General features: G+C 59.6%; 18 protein-coding genes. 4 read left to right on the top strand and 14 right to left on the bottom strand.

Going from position 1 to position 18012, the window contains the following annotated elements:
- Positions 1 to 35: 35 nt before the first annotated feature.
- The 8 genes from QM701_RS05720 to QM701_RS05685 form a co-directional block, all read right to left on the bottom strand.
- Entirely contained in the window at positions 36 to 1313 is a 1278-nt protein-coding gene (locus QM701_RS05720) for a TRAP transporter large permease (protein WP_415166128.1), read from the bottom strand.
- Positions 1314 to 1362: 49 nt separating this feature from the next.
- Positions 1363 to 1869 (bottom strand): TRAP transporter small permease, encoded by a 507-nt coding sequence (locus tag QM701_RS05715; protein ID WP_415166127.1) that lies wholly within the window; start codon positions 1867 to 1869, stop codon positions 1363 to 1365.
- A gap of 77 nt (positions 1870 to 1946) precedes the next feature.
- Entirely contained in the window at positions 1947 to 2966 is a 1020-nt protein-coding gene (locus QM701_RS05710; RefSeq protein ID WP_415166126.1) for a TRAP transporter substrate-binding protein, read from the bottom strand.
- A 55-nt stretch (positions 2967 to 3021) separates the two neighbouring features.
- Positions 3022 to 3906, bottom strand: coding sequence for a shikimate dehydrogenase family protein (locus QM701_RS05705; RefSeq protein WP_415166125.1), 885 nt, complete (start codon positions 3904 to 3906; stop codon positions 3022 to 3024).
- Between the two features lie 62 nt (positions 3907 to 3968).
- A complete protein-coding gene (locus QM701_RS05700; protein WP_415166124.1) occupies positions 3969 to 5021 on the bottom strand; it encodes a Gfo/Idh/MocA family protein in 1053 nt (350 codons plus the stop codon).
- Between the two features lie 8 nt (positions 5022 to 5029).
- Positions 5030 to 5815, bottom strand: a complete 786-nt coding sequence (locus QM701_RS05695) for an IclR family transcriptional regulator (RefSeq protein ID WP_415166123.1) — start codon at positions 5813 to 5815, stop codon at positions 5030 to 5032.
- Between the two features lie 212 nt (positions 5816 to 6027).
- Positions 6028 to 6840, bottom strand: coding sequence for a sugar phosphate isomerase/epimerase family protein (locus QM701_RS05690; protein ID WP_415166122.1), 813 nt, complete (start codon positions 6838 to 6840; stop codon positions 6028 to 6030).
- A gap of 109 nt (positions 6841 to 6949) precedes the next feature.
- A complete protein-coding gene (locus QM701_RS05685) occupies positions 6950 to 7738 on the bottom strand; it encodes an SDR family NAD(P)-dependent oxidoreductase (protein ID WP_415166121.1) in 789 nt (262 codons plus the stop codon).
- Between the two features lie 704 nt (positions 7739 to 8442).
- Here QM701_RS05685 and QM701_RS05680 point away from each other — a divergent pair.
- The 4 genes from QM701_RS05680 to QM701_RS05665 are packed head-to-tail and all read left to right on the top strand — an operon-like array spanning position 8443 to position 11590.
- Positions 8443 to 9042: a DUF2796 domain-containing protein gene (locus QM701_RS05680; RefSeq protein ID WP_415166120.1), complete on the top strand. Its 600-nt coding sequence runs from the start codon at positions 8443 to 8445 to the stop codon at positions 9040 to 9042.
- 4 nt (positions 9043 to 9046) lie between these two features.
- Positions 9047 to 9760, top strand: coding sequence for an ABC transporter ATP-binding protein (locus QM701_RS05675; RefSeq protein WP_415166119.1), 714 nt, complete (start codon positions 9047 to 9049; stop codon positions 9758 to 9760).
- Entirely contained in the window at positions 9757 to 11022 is a 1266-nt protein-coding gene (locus tag QM701_RS05670) for an ABC transporter permease (RefSeq protein WP_415166118.1), read from the top strand. The genes QM701_RS05675 and QM701_RS05670 overlap by 4 nt, the downstream gene beginning before the upstream one ends.
- A 4-nt stretch (positions 11023 to 11026) precedes the next feature.
- Complete coding sequence (locus QM701_RS05665) at positions 11027 to 11590, top strand: DUF3299 domain-containing protein (protein ID WP_415166117.1); 564 nt, start codon at positions 11027 to 11029, stop codon at positions 11588 to 11590.
- A gap of 304 nt (positions 11591 to 11894) precedes the next feature.
- Here QM701_RS05665 and QM701_RS05660 read toward each other — a convergent pair whose 3' ends face one another.
- The 6 genes from QM701_RS05660 to QM701_RS05635 form a co-directional block, all read right to left on the bottom strand.
- Positions 11895 to 12293 carry a transcriptional repressor gene (locus QM701_RS05660; RefSeq protein WP_415166116.1) on the bottom strand — a complete coding sequence of 133 codons (399 nt, stop codon included), beginning with the start codon at positions 12291 to 12293 and terminating at the stop codon, positions 11895 to 11897.
- 342 nt (positions 12294 to 12635) lie between these two features.
- Positions 12636 to 13838 carry a replication initiation protein gene (locus tag QM701_RS05655; protein WP_415166115.1) on the bottom strand — a complete coding sequence of 401 codons (1203 nt, stop codon included), beginning with the start codon at positions 13836 to 13838 and terminating at the stop codon, positions 12636 to 12638.
- 178 nt (positions 13839 to 14016) lie between these two features.
- Entirely contained in the window at positions 14017 to 14364 is a 348-nt protein-coding gene (locus tag QM701_RS05650; protein WP_415166114.1) for a hypothetical protein, read from the bottom strand.
- Positions 14361 to 14666, bottom strand: coding sequence for a hypothetical protein (locus QM701_RS05645; RefSeq protein ID WP_415166113.1), 306 nt, complete (start codon positions 14664 to 14666; stop codon positions 14361 to 14363). Before QM701_RS05645 ends, QM701_RS05650 begins: the two co-directional genes overlap by 4 nt.
- Positions 14666 to 15547 carry a hypothetical protein gene (locus QM701_RS05640; protein WP_415166112.1) on the bottom strand — a complete coding sequence of 294 codons (882 nt, stop codon included), beginning with the start codon at positions 15545 to 15547 and terminating at the stop codon, positions 14666 to 14668. The genes QM701_RS05645 and QM701_RS05640 overlap by 1 nt, the downstream gene beginning before the upstream one ends.
- Positions 15544 to 17934: a VirB4 family type IV secretion/conjugal transfer ATPase gene (locus QM701_RS05635; protein WP_415166111.1), complete on the bottom strand. Its 2391-nt coding sequence runs from the start codon at positions 17932 to 17934 to the stop codon at positions 15544 to 15546. The genes QM701_RS05640 and QM701_RS05635 overlap by 4 nt, the downstream gene beginning before the upstream one ends.
- Positions 17935 to 18012: the final 78 nt, after the last annotated feature.

Below are 18012 nucleotides of genomic sequence, written 5' to 3'. Positions count from 1 at the left end.
CTCTCGGTTCGCAGTCTTAAACGTTTTGCCATTCCCTAGTTGGCAAAGAACAGGTTCGGCAGAAACAGTACGAGCGATGGCACCAACATGACGACAACCATACTCACCAACTGAACGGCCATCAGGGGAAGTAACGGCGGGGTGACTTGTGCCATCGATACCCGCGCCAGCCCACATGCCGTGAACAACACTGCCCCGGCCGGAGGCGACACTTGCGCAATCGCCATATTGATCACAAAGACGATCGCAAAATGCGTCGGGTCGATGCCGAACTGCATTGCGATCGGCAGGAAAATCGGGACCGTGATCAGAATAGTGGGTGTCGGATCAAGGAAAGTGCCGATTGCCAACAGAAATACGTTCATCAGCAAGAACACCACCAGGGGGCTGTTCGTGCCGTTCAACAGAAGCGACGAGAACATCTCGGGCACGCGCTCCAGGGTAATCACCCAACTGAATGCATAGGAAGTGAAGATCAGGAACATCACGAGCCCCGTGATCGCAATGGTATGGACGGCAGAGTCAAGAAGACCTTTCCAGTCCAGCTCGCGATACACGAAGGAACCAATGCAAGCAGCATATACAACCGCGACAGCGCCAGCTTCTGTCGGCGTAAAAACGCCGCCGACAATACCGGTAACGATGATTCCAGGAGTAATCCCGGGAATAATCGCTTGGCGAACGGCTCGAAACAGCTTGCCCCAAGAAAATCTCTCGGCGAACTCGATCTTGTTGCGCACCGCATAAGCGTAGCTATAGAGGCACAGTAGAGCGGCCATAATGAGGCCCGGGATGAGACCTGCCACCAGCAGCTTGGCGATCGACAAATTCGCCGTAATCGCAAAGATAATGAGCGTTATGCTGGTGGGCATCAACATGCCGATCGTGCCTGATGTCGCGATCAGGGCCGCGGAAAACGCGGGGGCGTAACCTTGCTTGAGCATCGGCGGAATCACCGCAGACCCGACAGCCGCGGTATCAGCAACCGCAGACCCCGAGACACTACCGAAGAGCGTTGCCGCGACCACGCCCGTTTGTGCCAGCGATCCCTTGAAGTGCCCGACCAAGGCGTTCGACAGATCGACAAGCCGCGACGTGATTCCGCCACGGTTCATGAGATCGCCCGCCATGATGAATAGTGGAATGGTTAATAGTGTGAACGAGTCCACCGTTGCGATCATGCTCTGCGCCGCGGGCATGAGGCTGCCCGTAAGATACATCGCGACCATAGCGGCGCCGAGGAGCGCGAATGAGATCGGGACGTCGAGCAGAAGTAGGATTATGAAGCCGCTCATTAAGATGCCGGAAATCATCGTGCAACCCCTTTGCTTGTAGTGTTTTTCATACTCTGATGAGTCGATGTCATAGCGGATCCGGATTCGATGAGGGCTCAACGGGTTCCTGACCGAGCTCCGGAGCTCCGCGCAGTCGGGCTACGATCTGATAGGCAACAACCAGCGCCATAAGAAAGGAAACGAGAGGCAACGCGGAATATACGTAGTACAGCGGGAGGTCTATGGCCGGGGATCGCTGGAAGTGCAGCAAATCGACGAGCTGAACGCCACACCAAACCAGGACCCCAAGCATGACCAGCACGATCAAATCGCTCAGCGTCTTTGCAGCAAGGCGCAATTTGGGCGGAAACAAGTCAATCAGGCCCGGGAATGAATAGTGGCGTCCGGCCATCAATGCGGTCAAAGCCCCCAGGTACGCGAGCCAGAGAAAAAGGAACAGCGAAACCTCGTCACTCCACCGAATGGGTGAGTGCAAGAAGTAGCGGCCGACCACGTTGGAGAAAACGATGGCTACGATGACAAAGAGAAGTCCGGCACACAAATATTCGAGGCCGCGACGAAGCAGGGTTGGCATGTTGTTCATTTGTCCTCTAACCAGCCTAATAAGAAAGTCGTGCCACGCGGGCTACTACGTCCGCGTGGCACTCCCGATCACTTGATCTCGCGGATCGCTTTCAGTTGAGCCGCGAATTGCTGCCCGTGCTTCGCATACACCGGCTCCACTGCCTTGCGGAAGGCCTCTTCATCGGCCTCGACAATCGTCATGCCGGCCTTTTTGAGGGACGCCAAGAGTGCTTCGGAGACCTTCGAATAGAGCGCTCCAGCCCATTCCTGGGTTTCGCGCGCCGTCGTCGTGATGATTTCCTTATACTCGGGAGAAAGTGCGTCAAACTTAGCTTTGTTCATCACCACCACGACGGGCGTGCGGAAGTGATTGGTGAGCGTGAAATACTTGGCCACTTCATAGTGCTTCGCAAACCAGATTGCATCGGGGGCATTTTCCGCGCCGTCCACTATCCCTGACTTTAGGCCGAGGTAAAGATCACCAAAGCCCATCGGAGTTGCCGTTGCGCCGAGCGCGTTGATGGTGTCAACCATCACCGGGGCGGAAATGGTACGGATCTTCATACCCTTGAGGTCGCTCGGGGTCCGGACCGGCTTCGACGCGGTGTAGAAGCTGCGGGTGCCCTGTTCCATCCAGAACAGGATTTTTACGTTGCGAGCTTCGAGCTTGGCCGCCAGGTCCTGGCCAACCTTGCTCTGAGTGGTCGCCATCATGTGGTTGAGATCGCGAAACACATAGGGCAGGTCGAAGACACCGAACTCAGGAACCGCGGCAGAAATCACGCCGGTGGACACCTTGGCAATGTCAAGGGTGCCAAGAGTGACGGCGTCGAACATTTGGCGTTCGTTACCGGCCTGCTCGGACGGGAACGTCTGAATTTGGAGATTTTCACCGGTGCGCTCGGCAACTCGGTTGACGAACCTTTCGATGGCCCGGGCGTGCGGATATTGCCTAACAGTGTTGTAGCCGGCCTTCAGCGTGAACAGCTTGCCGTCGATCCATGGGTTTGCATCCCATTTGTCCGGCGCCTGCGCCTGCGCGGCGCCCGTGGCGACGCCAGATGCAACGAATGCTGCAGTAAGAAGTGTCCTAAGAATGCTGTTCATGTGGGTCTCCATTCGTTCGATCGGTGACAAGGGTTGGTTTTCGGGCTTTGTTTCTTCAGAACTTCGGTTTCAGGGGTGCGGCATCATTGGCCGGCAGGGACGGCAAACCAATGTCTTGTAGTGACTTCCCTTCGGGCAGGTAGTCAAATCCCAGGAAGCGCAACGCATGCACCGCCTGGCCTTCATGCATGGGACGTCCACCTTGCGTACGGCAGCCGTGTTCAAGGGCGGCACGGCAAAGCGGTGTGGGGTCCGGCGTAGTGATAATGTCTACAACGGTGGAACCAGGCTCGAGACGATTGGGATCCACCGGCATGGCGTCTCCGGGCTTCATGCCCAGCGCCGTTGCGTTGATGACTATTTCATGACCCCGCGGATCCGGGGCGCCAAATGACGTGGCACACCCGGTTGCGGCGGCCACGGACCTGGCGAGTTCGTCGGCGCGACGCTCATCGATGTCAAAAATCGTGAGCGATCGGGCACCTGCATCTGCAACCGCAAAGGCAATCGCCCGACCAGCGCCCCCGGCGCCGACGAGAAGAACCGACTTGTTCGCGGGGGGATGACCTTCCCATTGCATGCCAAGCACGCAGCCGACGCCATCGAACATGGCACCGACCCAGCGGCCTTCGTCGTCACAGCGGATGATGTTCAGCGCACCGACCTGGCGAGCTGTCGGGTGCAGTTCGTCGACAAAGGAAAGCATCTCCTGCTTATGAGGCATCGTGACCAGCAAGCCGGAAAGATTTCGCACGGTTCGTGCGCCTGCAACGAACGCGGACAGATCGCCTGCCTTTACCCGGAACGGGACGCAGACCGCGTCTACGCGCTGTTCGCAGAAGAGACGGTTCAGGAGTTCGGGCGATTTGACCGTAGCGACCGGATCGCCTACCGACCCGTAGAGTCGCGTTGTACCTTTGATGTGTCTGGTGGCGTCCATTTGCATTTAACGTCTGTAGGTTTTCAATCGTTCGCGAATGCTCTCTTTGGCGGAGAGCGTCCTCAAGAGTTTGGTTGCGTAGAGGAATTGGGGCTGATAGGAGTGCCGGCTTCGATTGCTTCGGCGACTTTCATCGTGTTGCAGGCATTAGCGAAATTCGACGCGGTCCCTGAACCATGCAGGACCGCAGCGAAGAATTCCCGATACTCATCGACGATGCCCATCGACAAGAGGTCTCCCTCTTCTTCAGCGTCGTAGATGATCGAATCCACATAGCCATTTTTATGAACCTCGATTCGCCCCGGATGATCGCTGGTGTAGCTCTGAGGGCAGTGCAGGTAGATCGAGGTCTCCTGCCCATGCACTTCATAGCGTTCGATGCTGGAACCGCAACACGGGAAGAACTTGAAGACTCCTCGCGTTCCTGATTCGAACGTCACCGAACTGATCCAGAACTGCGAGCCGTTCCGCGCAATTCTTCCGGTTTCAGTATGTAGCTCGCGGATCGGGCCACACAGGTATTCCATGTAGTTGATCCCATGCACGCCCGTTTCCCGCACGAAGTGGTCGTAGAGTCGCTCATTTCGATAGAAGTGGCATTCGGCAAAATAAACGCCTTCAATCGCGTCGGCGAATACCTTAAAGCGCCGATTAATGGGCATATAGCGTCTATTGAATGCGACAAGATTGGGAACCGTGACGCCGTCCGCCAGCGCCAAGGCCTCCCGGTACGTTCCTCCCGGCGGCTTTTCGGTGAATATGGGCAGGCCGCGTACGAGCAGACGCCAAACGGTTTCAGCAAGCACATTCGAATTGACGAGAACAACGAAACAATCAATGTGTTGGTCGTTCAGAACCTCGTCCAAGCTACGATAAACACGATCGATCGAAAATTGGCGCGCAACCTGCTCGGCTGTTTCAGTAGTCCGGTTCCATACTCCTGCGATATGGACCGCACGCTCGCTGGCAAGGAGCGCCAGTGCTGGAAAGTGGTACTGCTTCGCCCAGTCGCCTGCTCCGATAATCGCGGCACGCAACGGTCTATCAGTTTTGGTCGGGTCAGCCATTTTTCTCTGATTCAGCTTAAAAAGGTCTGCGCTGCTCGCGATTGCCATGCGCCAGTTCAGGCGGCTCTCACGCCAGACGCGGAGTACCCGAATAGCCGCGAGATCCCATTCGCGGCCTCAACCACCTGTAAGGCGACTTCCGGCAACCACTCCGCGGTCATTCGAGAAGTGACACCAAGCGCGCTCAGCGAAGCGAACACCTTGCCCTCGTTGTCACGGATGGGGGCGGCGACTCCGCGAACCATTTCATAGTGTTCGGAGTAGCTGACCGCATAGCCGGTGCGACGAATCTCTGCAAGAGCCTCGCGCAGTTGCGGCATGGTCGTAATAGTGTTCTCGGTAAACTTCTCTAGCACCTTGCCCTTGAGCGTATCTTCGAGGCTCTCCTGGCTCATGAAGGCCAGAATCGCTTTCCCGGCAGCAGTAGCGTGCAAAGGCGCTGGGATGCCGACGCCGCCGTGAAAGAGATAGTGCGGCCACGTCGTGCTTCCTGATTCGAAGCTCTCGATCGGCAAGACTTCACCGTGAGAAACAACGGTTAGGTGAATCGTGCAGTCAATGTCTTCGCTGAGCTTCTGCATGAAAGGCAAGGCAATCTTGCGGATTTCCAACTGCGACCGGGCACCGGTACCCCACTCGATCAATTTCACACCCAACTCGTATTTGCCGCTGGCCTGGTCGCGACGGATCAGTTCCTCGCTTTCAAGCGTGAAAAGGATTTTGAAAAGCGTGCCCTTCGGCAAAGGGAACAATTTGAGAATTTCGATATAGCTCAGGCTTCCGTGACCTTTGAGCAGGTCGAGGATACGTACCGCCTTGACGATGGAATTCACGAGATCCATGGACTTCTTTCCGTCTAGTTCGTCGATATTTGCAACGCCTGAGGGGCCAGTTCGGCTTGCCCTACAGGAGTTGCGGCAAAGCTGACAGCGTCGGTTGATGCCAGCAGTTCTTCATAACACTGGAAGCTCTGTACGCCGAATTGTTCGGCCAGCATGTAGGAACGGGTCAAATCTCGGGCCCACACAACATGGTGAACGGCCATCAATCGAAGTTAAGGGTTGATGCGCCACCCGCGCTTCTTGAGCTCACTGATGCCAGCGTGCATTTCCGTCAGTGGGCCCTTCTCCCGGATAATTTCGAGAACAGCATTTTCGGTTTTGCAGGTAGCGTCGACCGCCTTGCCAAGCGCTTCAAAATCGATGACCCCCGTGCCAATCGGATCATGGCCCCATTCCTCAAGACCCGTATCAGAGACGTGCACAAGCACAACTTCCGAGCCACCGGCCAGCAGAGCCGTTACGGGGTCCTCGTTGATATATGCTGCGTTCGCAACGTCGTAGACAATCTTCAGCTTTTCACTATTGAACTGCTTGACGAGGCCTAGCATCTCATCCAAGGTTGGCCGGAAGCAGTACGGCGTATTTTCGAGAAGCAATCGAACGCCGGCCTGCTCCGCTCTAGGCAGCAGGACTTCCAAACTGTCGGTCAGCCAGTCGAGTGTCTTTGACAACGACGGAGAAATCATAGGGCGTCGGGTTCCCGGCGAAATCACCAGTTCGGTCGAACCCCATTCGAAGGCTAGATCCATCACGTCCTTGATGTGGTCGATGCTCTTGCGCCTCATATTTGCCGCGGGGCTTGCCAAATTGAGGTCATATCCACCAGGGTTGAGCGATCTCACGCTGGCACCACAGTCCTGCAAACGTCGCTTTGCTTCCGACCGCACAGAAGGCGGCATTTCAGCCGGCCAACAATGCGGTGAGCTGATAGGCACCTCGAATTCGCGGTACCCAGCTCGACTCAGTTCAGTTATCGCATCAATCGCAGAGTGCGACCACAGGTACGAGAACGTAGAAATTATCATTGGTCAATCTCCGGCAACGGCATACGGATTTGAAAGCGATGTGCGACCTGACTTAGGGTCGAATAGCACTGAGGCTGTCAGCACATGGACAAAGAATTCCCTTCTACACCTAAGACTTGGAACTCGGCCGCCCAGGAATATGGTTCAGGATGGACTTTGTGAAGCCGCCGTCCACGCAGAGGTCTTGGCCAGTAACAAAGCTAGACAGCGGGCTAATCATGAATTCGATCGCATTAGCGATGTCTCTCGGCTCGCCAATCCTTGCCAATGGAATAATAGCTTCCCGTGCCCGCTTGATAGCTGGGTCAGCGTACATCTTGGCGGACATTGGAGTGTGGGTCATGCCCGGAGAAACGACATTGACCCGGATGCCGTCAGCCGCCCACTCCAGTGCGAGCGTCTGCGCAAGCATGGTAAGCGCCGCTTTTGTCGGGCTGTACGCCCCCGACCCTTCATGCGGTAGTTGTCCAGACATTGAAGACGTGAAGCAGGCTGCGCCGCGACTCTCCTTCAGATGCGGATAGCAACTTTTGGCGAGCAACCAGCCTGCGCGAAGGTTGACGTCGAACATCCTGGTCCATTCCTCGAGCGAAACGTCACAGAGTTTTGCCGGACTCGCGACGCCGGCGTTGGAAACGAGCGCGTCGAGGCCGCCGAATTCCGCAACGGCCGCATCCACCAGTTTCGCGGGGACGTTGGCGTCGGCCAAATCTCCGACCAAGGCGATGGCCTCTCCGCCCATCTCGCGCACCGCTCGGGCAACCTGCTCCGCGTCAGCCCCCTCTAGGCCGCAAACCGCAATCCTCGGGTGCTCACCCCTCGCGAGTGCGGCCTCTGTGATTCGCAAGCAAACCGCTGCTCCAATCCCGCGGCTCCCGCCGCTCACCAAGACTCTCATAAGCTTCTCCTTAACCGGCGCTCTCGAGACCTTTGCCCTCGGCACCTGTAGTTCGTCGATATTTGCCGCAACTGGTTGATGGTAAGCAGAACGCGCAACCGCTGAAGATGCTTGAAGGCACATTGCGCGAACAACCTGATCACCGCTCGGTTCACATATATGAACTTAGTTCACAAATATAGTTTGCTCCTCGTAAAAATGGTTGTCAAGGCGTTTTTCAGATGCCAACGAGAGCCCTATGGCGTCATCGTTGTCGGCGCGGCCGAAGAACGACAGCGGACGACTCGCTCGTGGCCATGCCACAAACGGCGGTTGTACCTTGCCACCTACCCGTCAACCTGCGCCCCAGCGAAGGTGCGCAACGGGTCGGAAACACGAATTCACAATTTGAGGAAGTTGCCGTTCGGATTGATCGCTGGCGGAATGGCAATTTACCGACTCATTGCCGCCCGACATTGTCCGCCTCGGCAGCGGCAGCTGTGGCCGAGGTGCCGCCTATTGCCGCCGGGATCAGGCCGGATGGCCTCCAGGATTGGCATGGCAAGGTGCAGTTGGTTTTGCGCCCCGTTCAAGAGTGATCGGAACCGACAGACATGGAAACGAGGGTGTAACGACTGATTGGGATGTTATAAAATAACATTTAGGTCGGCCTTCCTCCGAAGGTTGGAGTCCAAGTCATAATTGTTTGTGTCCAGGAGCCATCTATGAACTCGTACCTCCCTTGCCGCCGATTCGTCGTACGTGCCGTCGGTGCTGCGGCCATGTTGATGATGCTTGGTACTGGCAACGCGCAGCAGCATGCGCATACGCACGGCCGCGTCGAACTGGACGTTGCCATTGACACTCAAGCCATTACGTTGCAGATCGAATCGCCGCTGGACAACTTCCTGGGTTTTGAGCGCGCGCCGCGCACGGATGCCGAGCGCAAGCGGGTTGCGGACATGGTAGCCCGCCTCAATGCGGCGGATCGGCTCTTTCAACCCGATCCGGGCGCTGAATGCAAGCTCGCAAAGGTGGATATCGAATCCACGGTGTTGGACTTGGGCGGCGCCAAGAAGGAGGAGGATCATCACCACGCCCACGACGGTCACGACAAAAAAGATGATGGCGGGCACGAACATGCGGACATCGATGTGACGGTTGTCTTTGCGTGCGCCAAGGCGGCTGCGGCACGCTTCATCGACGTCAAACTGTTCGACGCTTTCAAGGGCATTCGAACCATAGACGCGCAGGTTGCCGCCCCCCAAGGCCAGTTCAAGCACAGCCTGAAGCCCGGCTCGTCGCGGATTCAGTGGGGTCGTTGACGCCTTGCATTCCGTCGTCCTCGAGTTGAAAGACCTACGCTTTGCCTGGTCGCGCGGCCAGGTGATCCTGGACATCCCCGTATTCGAGGTCCATGCCGGAGAAGCCGTCTTCCTGCACGGCCCTAGCGGCTGCGGCAAAAGTACGCTGCTGTCGCTGATGGCCGGCGTACTGTTGCCCCAGGCGGGCCGCGTCGCCATGCTAGGTACCCATTGGGGTGCCCTGCGCCAGGTCGCCCGCGACCGTTTCCGGGTGGACCACGTGGGGTACATCTTCCAGCAGTTCAACCTGCTGCCCTATCTGAGCGTTTTGGACAACGTGCTCGTTCCGTGCCGGTTCTCCATGCGCCGCCGGGCCGCCGCGGTCGAAAGGGCAGGTTCCGCACGGGCCGAGGCCGAGGCCTGGCTGGACGGCATGGGCCTGGAACGCGCGCTCTGGCTGCGTGCCGCACGGGATCTGTCGGTCGGTCAGCAGCAGCGCGTGGCTGCGGCGCGCGCACTGGTCGGGCGGCCTGCCTTGGTCATCGCTGACGAACCGACCTCCGCGCTCGACGAAGACCGCCGCAACGCCTTTCTCGACCTCCTGCTCGCCGCCTGCGCCGATGCCCGCAGCGCCCTGGTCTTCGTGAGCCACGACCGGCGCATCGCCAGCCGTTTTCCGCGCGAAGTCCTCCTTCCCTCGATCAATCGGGCCGGCCGGGGCGAGGAGAGCGTGCCATGACCTCGTTCCTTCTGGGCTTGGCATGGCGCAGCGCCTGGAGCCGTCGCATGACGCTGGCGCTGGTCGTGTGTTCGATCGCGCTGTCCACCTTCATGCTGCTGGGCGTGGAGCGCGTCCGTACTGACGTGCGCGACAGCTTCACATCGGCCGTCTCGGGAACGGACCTGATCGTCGGCGCACGCACGGGCTCCGTGCAGTTGCTGCTGTACGCCGTTTTCCACGTCGGGGCCGCGACCAACAATATCCGCTGGAGCAGCGTGCAGGCGCTGCAGCAACAACGCGGCGTCGCCTGGGTGGTGCCGTTGTCGCTCGGTGACTCGCACCGGGGTTTTCCTGTACTCGCGACCTCGACGGACTATTTCGAGCATTTCCGGCACGGCGACCGGCAAGCCCTGCGGTTCCAGTCGGGACAGCGGTTCGCCGATCTCTTCGACGCGGTGCTCGGGGCCGAGGTCGCCGACAGACTCGGGTACCGGCTGGGTCAGCGCATCACCTTGGCCCATGGCAGCGGAGACCTGAACCTGGCCGAGCACGCAGACAAGCCGTTCACTGTCAGCGGCATCCTGGCCCGCACCGGTACGCCCGTGGATCGTACCGTTCACATCAGCCTGGAAGCCATGGAGGCGCTGCACGTGGACTGGATGGGAGGGGCTCCGATCCCGGGTCTGCGCATCGGCCCGGACGACGTGCGCACGATGAACCTGCGGCCCCAGGCAGTCACCGCGGCGCTTGTCGGCCTCGACAGCCGCGCGGCCGTTTTCTCGGTTCAACGGCGGATCAACACTTTCGAAGGCGAGCCGCTAATGGCCATACTCCCCGGCGTTGCGCTGGATGAGCTTTGGGAGGTGGTCGGTTCGGGCGAGAAAGCCCTGCTGCTGATGTCGGGGCTGGTGGCGCTGGTCAGCATGGCGGGGCTGATGTCGGTCGTGCTCGCAAGCTTGAACGAACGGCGGCGCGAACTCGCCGTCCTGCGCGCGGTGGGTGCCAGCCTGTATCATGTACTGCTGCTCCTGGCCCTGGAGGGCTTGCTGATGACCCTTGCCGGAATCGCGATCGGGACTGCCGCCATGGCGGCAGTCCTGCTTGCGCTTGGGCCCTGGCTGCAGGCCGAATTCGGTTTGACCCTGCATCTTGCTCAGCCGACCCCGATGCAATGGTTGCTGCTGGGCGGTCTTCTGGCGGCGGGCTGGTTCGCCAGCCTGTTGCCGGCATGGCAAGCCTACCGGCTCTCGCTGGCCGACGGCCTGTCTCCCCGGATCTGAAGCCATGGACATCGACATCGGCCAACGAAACCGTACGCGCAGGCGGCTGCTGCTCGCCGCGCTCGGTATCGCCATCGCCCCGCTCGCACCCGCAGCGGACTTTCCCGAAATCTCCTGGGATGATTTGATTCCCAAGAACTGGGATCCGATGAAGTCGTTCCAGGATTTGCAGAGCCTCAGCACGCTTCCGGATTCCGATGTCCGTGTGCAGCAACTGTACATCCGCATGCGCGAAGTCTGGGACAACGCTCCGACCGTGCCAACCCTGGCGGGCCGCGCCGTCACGCTGCCAGGGTATCTGGTGCCGCTGGAGACCGGCAGGGACGGTATTCGGGAGTTTCTGCTCGTTCCTTATTTTGGGGCTTGCATTCACGTACCGCCGCCGCCTGCCAACCAGATCGTCCATGTCCGTTCGTCGTCCCCCGTCAAGGGCTTCCGGACCATGGACGCGGTCTGGGTCAGCGGAAAGCTCGGGGTGGGGCGCGTTGACTCCTCGATGGGCATCAGCGGTTACAGCATGACCGCCAGCAAGGTCATAAAGTACACGCCAAAGGAACGCAAGCCCTGAACCTGAACACACGTTTTGCTCGATGCATGCTTCTGGCCAGGAGAACTGTCAGACTTCTTCGTCGCCTGTGACCGTTACTTGATGTCTCTCATAGTTGGAGTGTGATCGGGTATCGGCGCCTGGACAAGCAGGTCACCCTGAATTTTGCCGTGTATAACCTCTTCGATCGGAAGTATTTCGACTGGCCGGCCGTGAGCCAGTTGACCGGCAACGATGCGCGACTGGCAGCGTATACGGCTCCCGGCCGGACTGTATCGGTCAGTATGAAAATGGAATTTTAAGGCGATTCGGCACGGCGAGAGGATTACCCCGCTTCGCAATTCCCGCAGGTGCCGTGCATCTCGATCGCGGCCCTGTTCAGCGTGAAGGCGTGGTCATTCGACCAGCCCTTCAAGCGCTTCTCGATCGCCGTATCGGAGAACTCGTCCACATGGCCGCAGGTATCGCAGATCGCGAAAGCGATCATTCCATGCTTATGGTCATGCGGGTGCGCGCAGATGACGAAGGAGTTCAGGCTCTCGAGACGGTGAACGAGGCCGTACTCAAGCAGCTTGTCCAAGGCGCGGTAGATCTGTTGCGGCGCCCGAAGGCCGTCGCTGCGCAAATGGTCGAGCAGGGTATAGGCGCTGGCTGGACCAGCCTCGCGAGAAAGGGCGTTGAACACGAGTGACTGGTGTCTGGTCAGATCAGGCGCTTGGGACATTTCTGGCTCCAACGAGGACGAGACTTATATTCTTGGGACGTTATTTTATAACGCTGGACAGTTTATCGTGCTCATCCCGAACACAGCGAAATGATCGAATGGTCCGGAGGCCGCTTCGATCCTACCGTCTTCGATCTCGAAGAGCTTCCATAAGGCTGAAAAGCTGACCGGATAAAGCTGAAACTTCGAAAGAACTCCATACCGTCACCTGACGCGCTTTCCGGGTTATCCACCGGCCGGTGGCCCGTGGATAACCCTCGCTTGTCGGGCAACCTGCTGTCCTCGCTTCGCTGCGGGATCAGGTCGCCGGGGGTTCGTTTCGACGGGATTTAAATATACGGATCAGGTGTCAGGAACAGGCAGGCCGTCATTCCGTGGAAAAATCGGCGGCGGGGACATGGCGTTTGGGCCGGCAGTTACCTGATGTCCACCAAACTTGACATCGACGGCCTTGGCCAAGGGCTTCACCAGGGCGGTGACGGTTTCGGGGATTTTTCGGACCTCGTCGAGCACGTGCTTGAAGCTGGCCACCGTCTGGCGCGAGATCCCGGCAGCCCTGGCGACGGCGGCCTGGGTGAAGGCCTTGCCCTGCTGTTGTAGGGCTCTGCAGGCGCCACGAATCCTCGATTCGGTGGCCTTGCGCCGCAGTTCGTGGGTTCTGGTGGCCGAGAGGCGCTGGCGCTCGGGCAGGGGCAGATCCTTGTCCAGGTTCATCACCCCGCGATTGCACCGGCCGGTGCCGGCGTAGCGCGACCAGGTCCAGCGGGCCACTGACTTGACCGTGGCCTTGATCGACGAGAGCGGCAGATCCTCGCTGAAGCCCAGGCCCAGCTTCACGAAACGGTTCTTGTTGTAGGCGTAGGCTTCCAGGAGGCGGGTGAACGTTTCGAATGTGCCGCGTTCGCGTTCCTTGTTGACGATGCTGTAGGCGTAGTGCCGCAGCTGCTCGAAGAGGATGCAATGGCGGGAGTGGCTGACGTCGTCAAGCCGCGGGCTCTGGCCCCAGGGGCTCTCGTTGGCCAGGTTGACGTAATCGGCCAGCTGGCCCAGTTCGTAAACGTGGTTGTGCAGTTCGTGCGTCAGCCACCAGGGATGGCCAGGCGTCTTTGCCACCGGGCCGCTGTGGAAGTCGGGGTCGGCCTGGAGCCGGACGGCGAAGGCGGCATAGACGGCTTTCATGTAGGCGATCGGCCGGCTGCGGGCGTTCTCGGTCGTGCAGACTGGCGGGATGGCGTAGAAGAGGTGGCTGTGGCCGGAGTCGCGGTTCCGGACAATGAGGTTCGGCGCCGGCAGGCCGGCATCGTCCCAGGCCATGGCGCGGTTGTGATCGAGGTCGAAGATCAGCCAGCTGACGAAACCGCTCCGGTTCACCTGCATGTACGGGTAGCGGATGGCATATTCACGCGGTCGAACGCGCGCGGCCGTTTTGTTGTCCGAACAGCGTGGCAGATAGGGAGCTTCGGTGAAGATGCGGTGGAGTGCCGTGCCTGCCTGGAAGTAACGGGCCTGCGTCTGTTCTTCTGGTTGTGCCTGGGGGACGGCCATGTTTTCCCGGAACCTCTGTTGCGAAATTGAGGGCGAACGAGGCTTGCGTTCCGGGGCACGGCTGCACTAGAATGACGCTTCCTGTCGCTGTGCATTTTTTTGTGCAGCCGTGGGCTTCCCAGCCCGAAAGTCTCACCAAAAGCCCACTTGCCGGTGGGCTTTTGTTTTTGGTGTCAGGCTAGGTCGCTACATCGGCTTTCCCCTTGTCAACGCCCGCTGCTGCCCTGGCAGCGTCTCTCCGGATAGCCTTGCGCGAGAACTGCGTGAACTGGTCGTACAACGCCACGTGGTCATTGATTGGGGCGCCGAAGTAACGGATCAGCAGCGGCCGGGCATTGCGCTTGAGCGCCAGGCCGAGCTTTTCGCCGCGCGTCTTGGAAATGAGCCTTACCCCGAGCACCTGCCAGTGCTTCTCGAGGGCTTTTCCGGCGCCCATCCATACGCTCGGGCCGCCGTCATTCGTGGTTTTGATCTGGACGTTCAGCGCATCGCGCAGACGTATTGCTTTGTGGCGCAATGCGTTCATCTCGTCCCTCCTGGCCCGACTCCAACCAGGCGTTCGGCGGTTTCGACTTGATCGTCAAGCGCCGCACGATCAATGCGGCCGTCCATGCAGTCGGTCCTTAACTCAATCTGGGCGACCAGGTCGCGCAGCGCTTTTTCAAGTTCCGCAGAGCGGCCATTCATCGCCTTGGCCGTCCGGTACAGGCTGGGGAACGAATCGATCATGGTGTCGGCGAATTTGATCCAGTCCCGCCGGCCGGCGCTGCTCGCCCTCGCGTTTTCGTGCAACGCCTTGAGCGTGTCGAAATTGGTGATGACGGCCATCACGTCCTTCCTTGAGCCGCGTCCGCCAGCTTGCGACGCCTTGTTTTGATACTGGGCACCAAGCTGGATGAGGGTGTCGAGACTGCGAACGCCAGTTCGCCATCTTGATTCAGTGCAGCAAGCACTCTGGCGGCCAAGTACAGGCAATCAGCGTGATTCGCGAGCCAGAACTCCAGCGCGTTTTGTTGCGGTAAGTCGCCGAAGGAGCGCGCCGGAAGGTCGTCAGGTGCAATGTCCAGTGGGTTGCCCTGCGGATTGATTGAAACGCTCATCGTGATCAGTTGGTCAGGGCCGACCAGATCGAGAGCCAGCGCATGTCCATGCCGATATGGGCAGAACTGAACGGTCGCCTTCATGACGCTTTGGCGAATGCTTGAGCACAGTGCGTCAATTCCCGCTCGCCATTCTGTTCGTGCGCCGAGGCCGCCGTGTTCGTCGAGAACGACGACGCCTTCACCACACGGGGCGCGGCATGGGCGCCGGGGCCGGTGTTGAGCCAGGGCGGCTCGATCGAGGGCAGCCAGTATCCGCGCCAGGAGGCAAAGCAGGTCGATTGGGGTTGCCACCGTCCAGGAGAGCGGCGTGATGCTGGCGGCGACATCGCGAAACTCCGCATTGATGTTTAGCTGTCCCAGCGGCCCTTCAATCTCGATCCGCACATCGTCACGCACGGCAACGAAATGCATGCCTTCAATATCGGCATTGCCGGACAGCCGGGTTTCCGCCCCTGTGCCTGTACGACGGACAATCTCTGCACAAAGGGCATCGATTTCGGATCGGTATGACGCTACCGGCGAGAATCGGCCAGCAGGGTCCAGCAGGAAAATGGCGACATCGTTGGTAGCGTCGCGGTCCTTGCCGTTGAGAACAGCCTTGCTCATTTCCGTTTTTTCTCCCGGGTGAATGTCCGGCGTTCCTCGAGACGCTGCCGGAAAACCGGTATCCACCTGGCGGGGTCGTCTCCCACGGCGAGGCGAATGTCATCGAGCATCTCGACGTTGTCGGAGGTCGCCGACAGGATGTCCAGGACGTCGTCCATGCCCTTGAGGTCCAGCTGCACCAGGGTGGATTTACCGTTCTGTTTCACCAGGAACTGCCGGCTGTCGTCATCCAGAGTGCTGATGATGTCGAATTCGGCCTCGGTGACCTTGAAACCGTCGATGTAGTCTTTCCGGTCGGCTTTCCGGTTGGGCAGGAAGATCTGGGTGGCACTCTGTTCCACCATCGCGGCGACGTGCTTGGTGCCGAGAATCTGCGCCGGCGACTGCGTATCGAATATGCCGAAACCGTTTTGCTTGCGGATGGTGTACTGCTTGTTGCCGGCGAACTCGGCGAACACGGGCAGCTGTAGACGCTTCCAGAATTCGGCCATGACGTAGACGAAGCGGCGGCCGTCGATCAGGGATTCCGTGCAGTGCAGCAGGTAGGCAGTGACGGGCGCGAGGACTTCCGGATCCTCGAGGAAATCGGTGTCGTCGAAGCCGTAGAGCGTATTGCTGGTCAAGTCCAGCGTGTCTTCCGGGTTGTCGAGCACCCAGCCGAGGGCGCCGCCCTGGACCCAGCGGCCGAGGTAGGCGTGCATGCTGTGCTCGTCGCCGAGCGGCAGCATCTGATGCATGTAGGCCAGACGGCGCTTGGACTTGTCGTCGAACGCAAAGGTGGCACGGATCGCGCCATCGAGGGCCTTGGCCTCGACCGGCGACAGGCTGCGGGGGATCAGGGAACGGATCAGTTGCTCGACGAAGCGGATGTTCTGTTCCGTCGGCTGTAGCCAGAAGGGGTTGAAGCCTGTCGGAGTGCCCCGGCGCAGCGTGCGGTAGTTGCCGCCCAGCGCCCGGATCGCGATCTCGCAGCCGCGGTCCTTGTCGTAGATCACGACGGTGACACCGAATTTTTGCAGCATGCAGATCAGGAACAGCTCCAGGACGGTCTTGCCGCTGCCCGTCATGCCGATGATCATGGTGTTCGCCGGCGGCTTCTTGTCGGTCGAATCCTCTTTTTCGTCCGTGCCATGGAAATTGAGGTAGTAGCGCTCCCCGCTCGGGGTTTTGAGGACGGTGACCGCCTCGCCCCAGGGGTTGTAGTCGCGCTTGCCGCTGCCGAAGCTATGCATCGAAGCGAGGCCGGCGAAGTTGCGGCTGGTGATCTTGGCGATCCGCGGCCGGTAGCGCCAGTTTCCGGGAAGCTGCGCGGCCCAGGCGCTGTCCGCGACCAGGTCGATCTGCGCGACCTGGAAGCCCGCGTCGTTGATGGCCGTCTCCGCCTGCGCAAGATGCTTGGTGATCGCGTCCAGGTCGGCATCCATGACAGCGAGGGAATAGTGGTATTCCCCCATCACGAACTTACCGTCGATGAGTTGCTCCAGGGCCTTGTCCATGGCCTGGATCTGATTGCCGGCGGCATCCTCGGCGGCCATCAGCTGGCCTTGCTGGGTTTCCAGGGCGCTTTTGCCGTCCGCCTTGCTGTAGATCGAGAAGCTGTGCGTCTCGATGAAAGCGAAGCGGCAGTCGAACAAGGTGTTGAGTATGCCGGGGCCAGAATCGGACGGGTAATCCTTGAAGTCCAGAAACCCCACGTACAACTGCTGATCGGGGCGCCGGATTTCGAGCATCTCGCCCGCGAACAAGACTCGGGACGTCGCCAGGTAGTTGCCGATGCTGCTTTGCTGTACGCCAACGCGGCGCCAAACGCCGTTGATCAGGAAACCGTAAAACGCCAGCTGGTCCGAGAACACCACACCGCTTGGCTCTGGCTCCCGCATTTCCAGTGGGAAAGTCTCGAACTTCTTGAGTCCCGACTCGACCTTGTAGGCCAAGTCCTCCATCTCGCGGATGGCTTCGTGCTCATTGGCGCGGACTGCCGCCAGCGACCGGGGCTTTCCCGACGACACAACGCGCAGCAGCGGATTGCTGGCGACCGTCGATTCCGTCGGCCGGTAAACGATCGTGAAATACAGTTCGGTGGCCATCATCCGCGTGCCGGTGAAACTGTCGTAGTACCGTTCGGCGAGATCCCGGGCGAAGTCGTTGTCATAGTCCGTTAACAGGCGATCGGAGGTCGGCCGGCGGATCCGGTGGATCCAGATCGAGACGTTGTGGCCCAGGCCGCGAATCATCTGGTTCAGCCCTTCGTGGCGCGTGAGCAGATCCTGCGGGTCGCTGGTTTTCCAGGTGATGCCGTCGAACCTTCCAGGTCGAGCAGTAGGCGCCGTCCCGGCTTTTGACGATGCGCCGTGTGACGTGGCCCCGATAAGGCACAAAATCGGCAACCGGCACCTCGCGGGATGCCTCATCGGAGAATTTCAACTTGGAAGTTACAGCGGCCATGAGTGTGGGGTTCCCCGCGG

Origin of the sequence: Propionivibrio sp., assembly GCF_047602565.1 — a bacterium.
In the GTDB taxonomy this organism is placed as follows: domain Bacteria; phylum Pseudomonadota; class Gammaproteobacteria; order Burkholderiales; family Rhodocyclaceae; genus Propionivibrio.
This window is presented reverse-complemented; position numbering and strand designations above follow the sequence as displayed.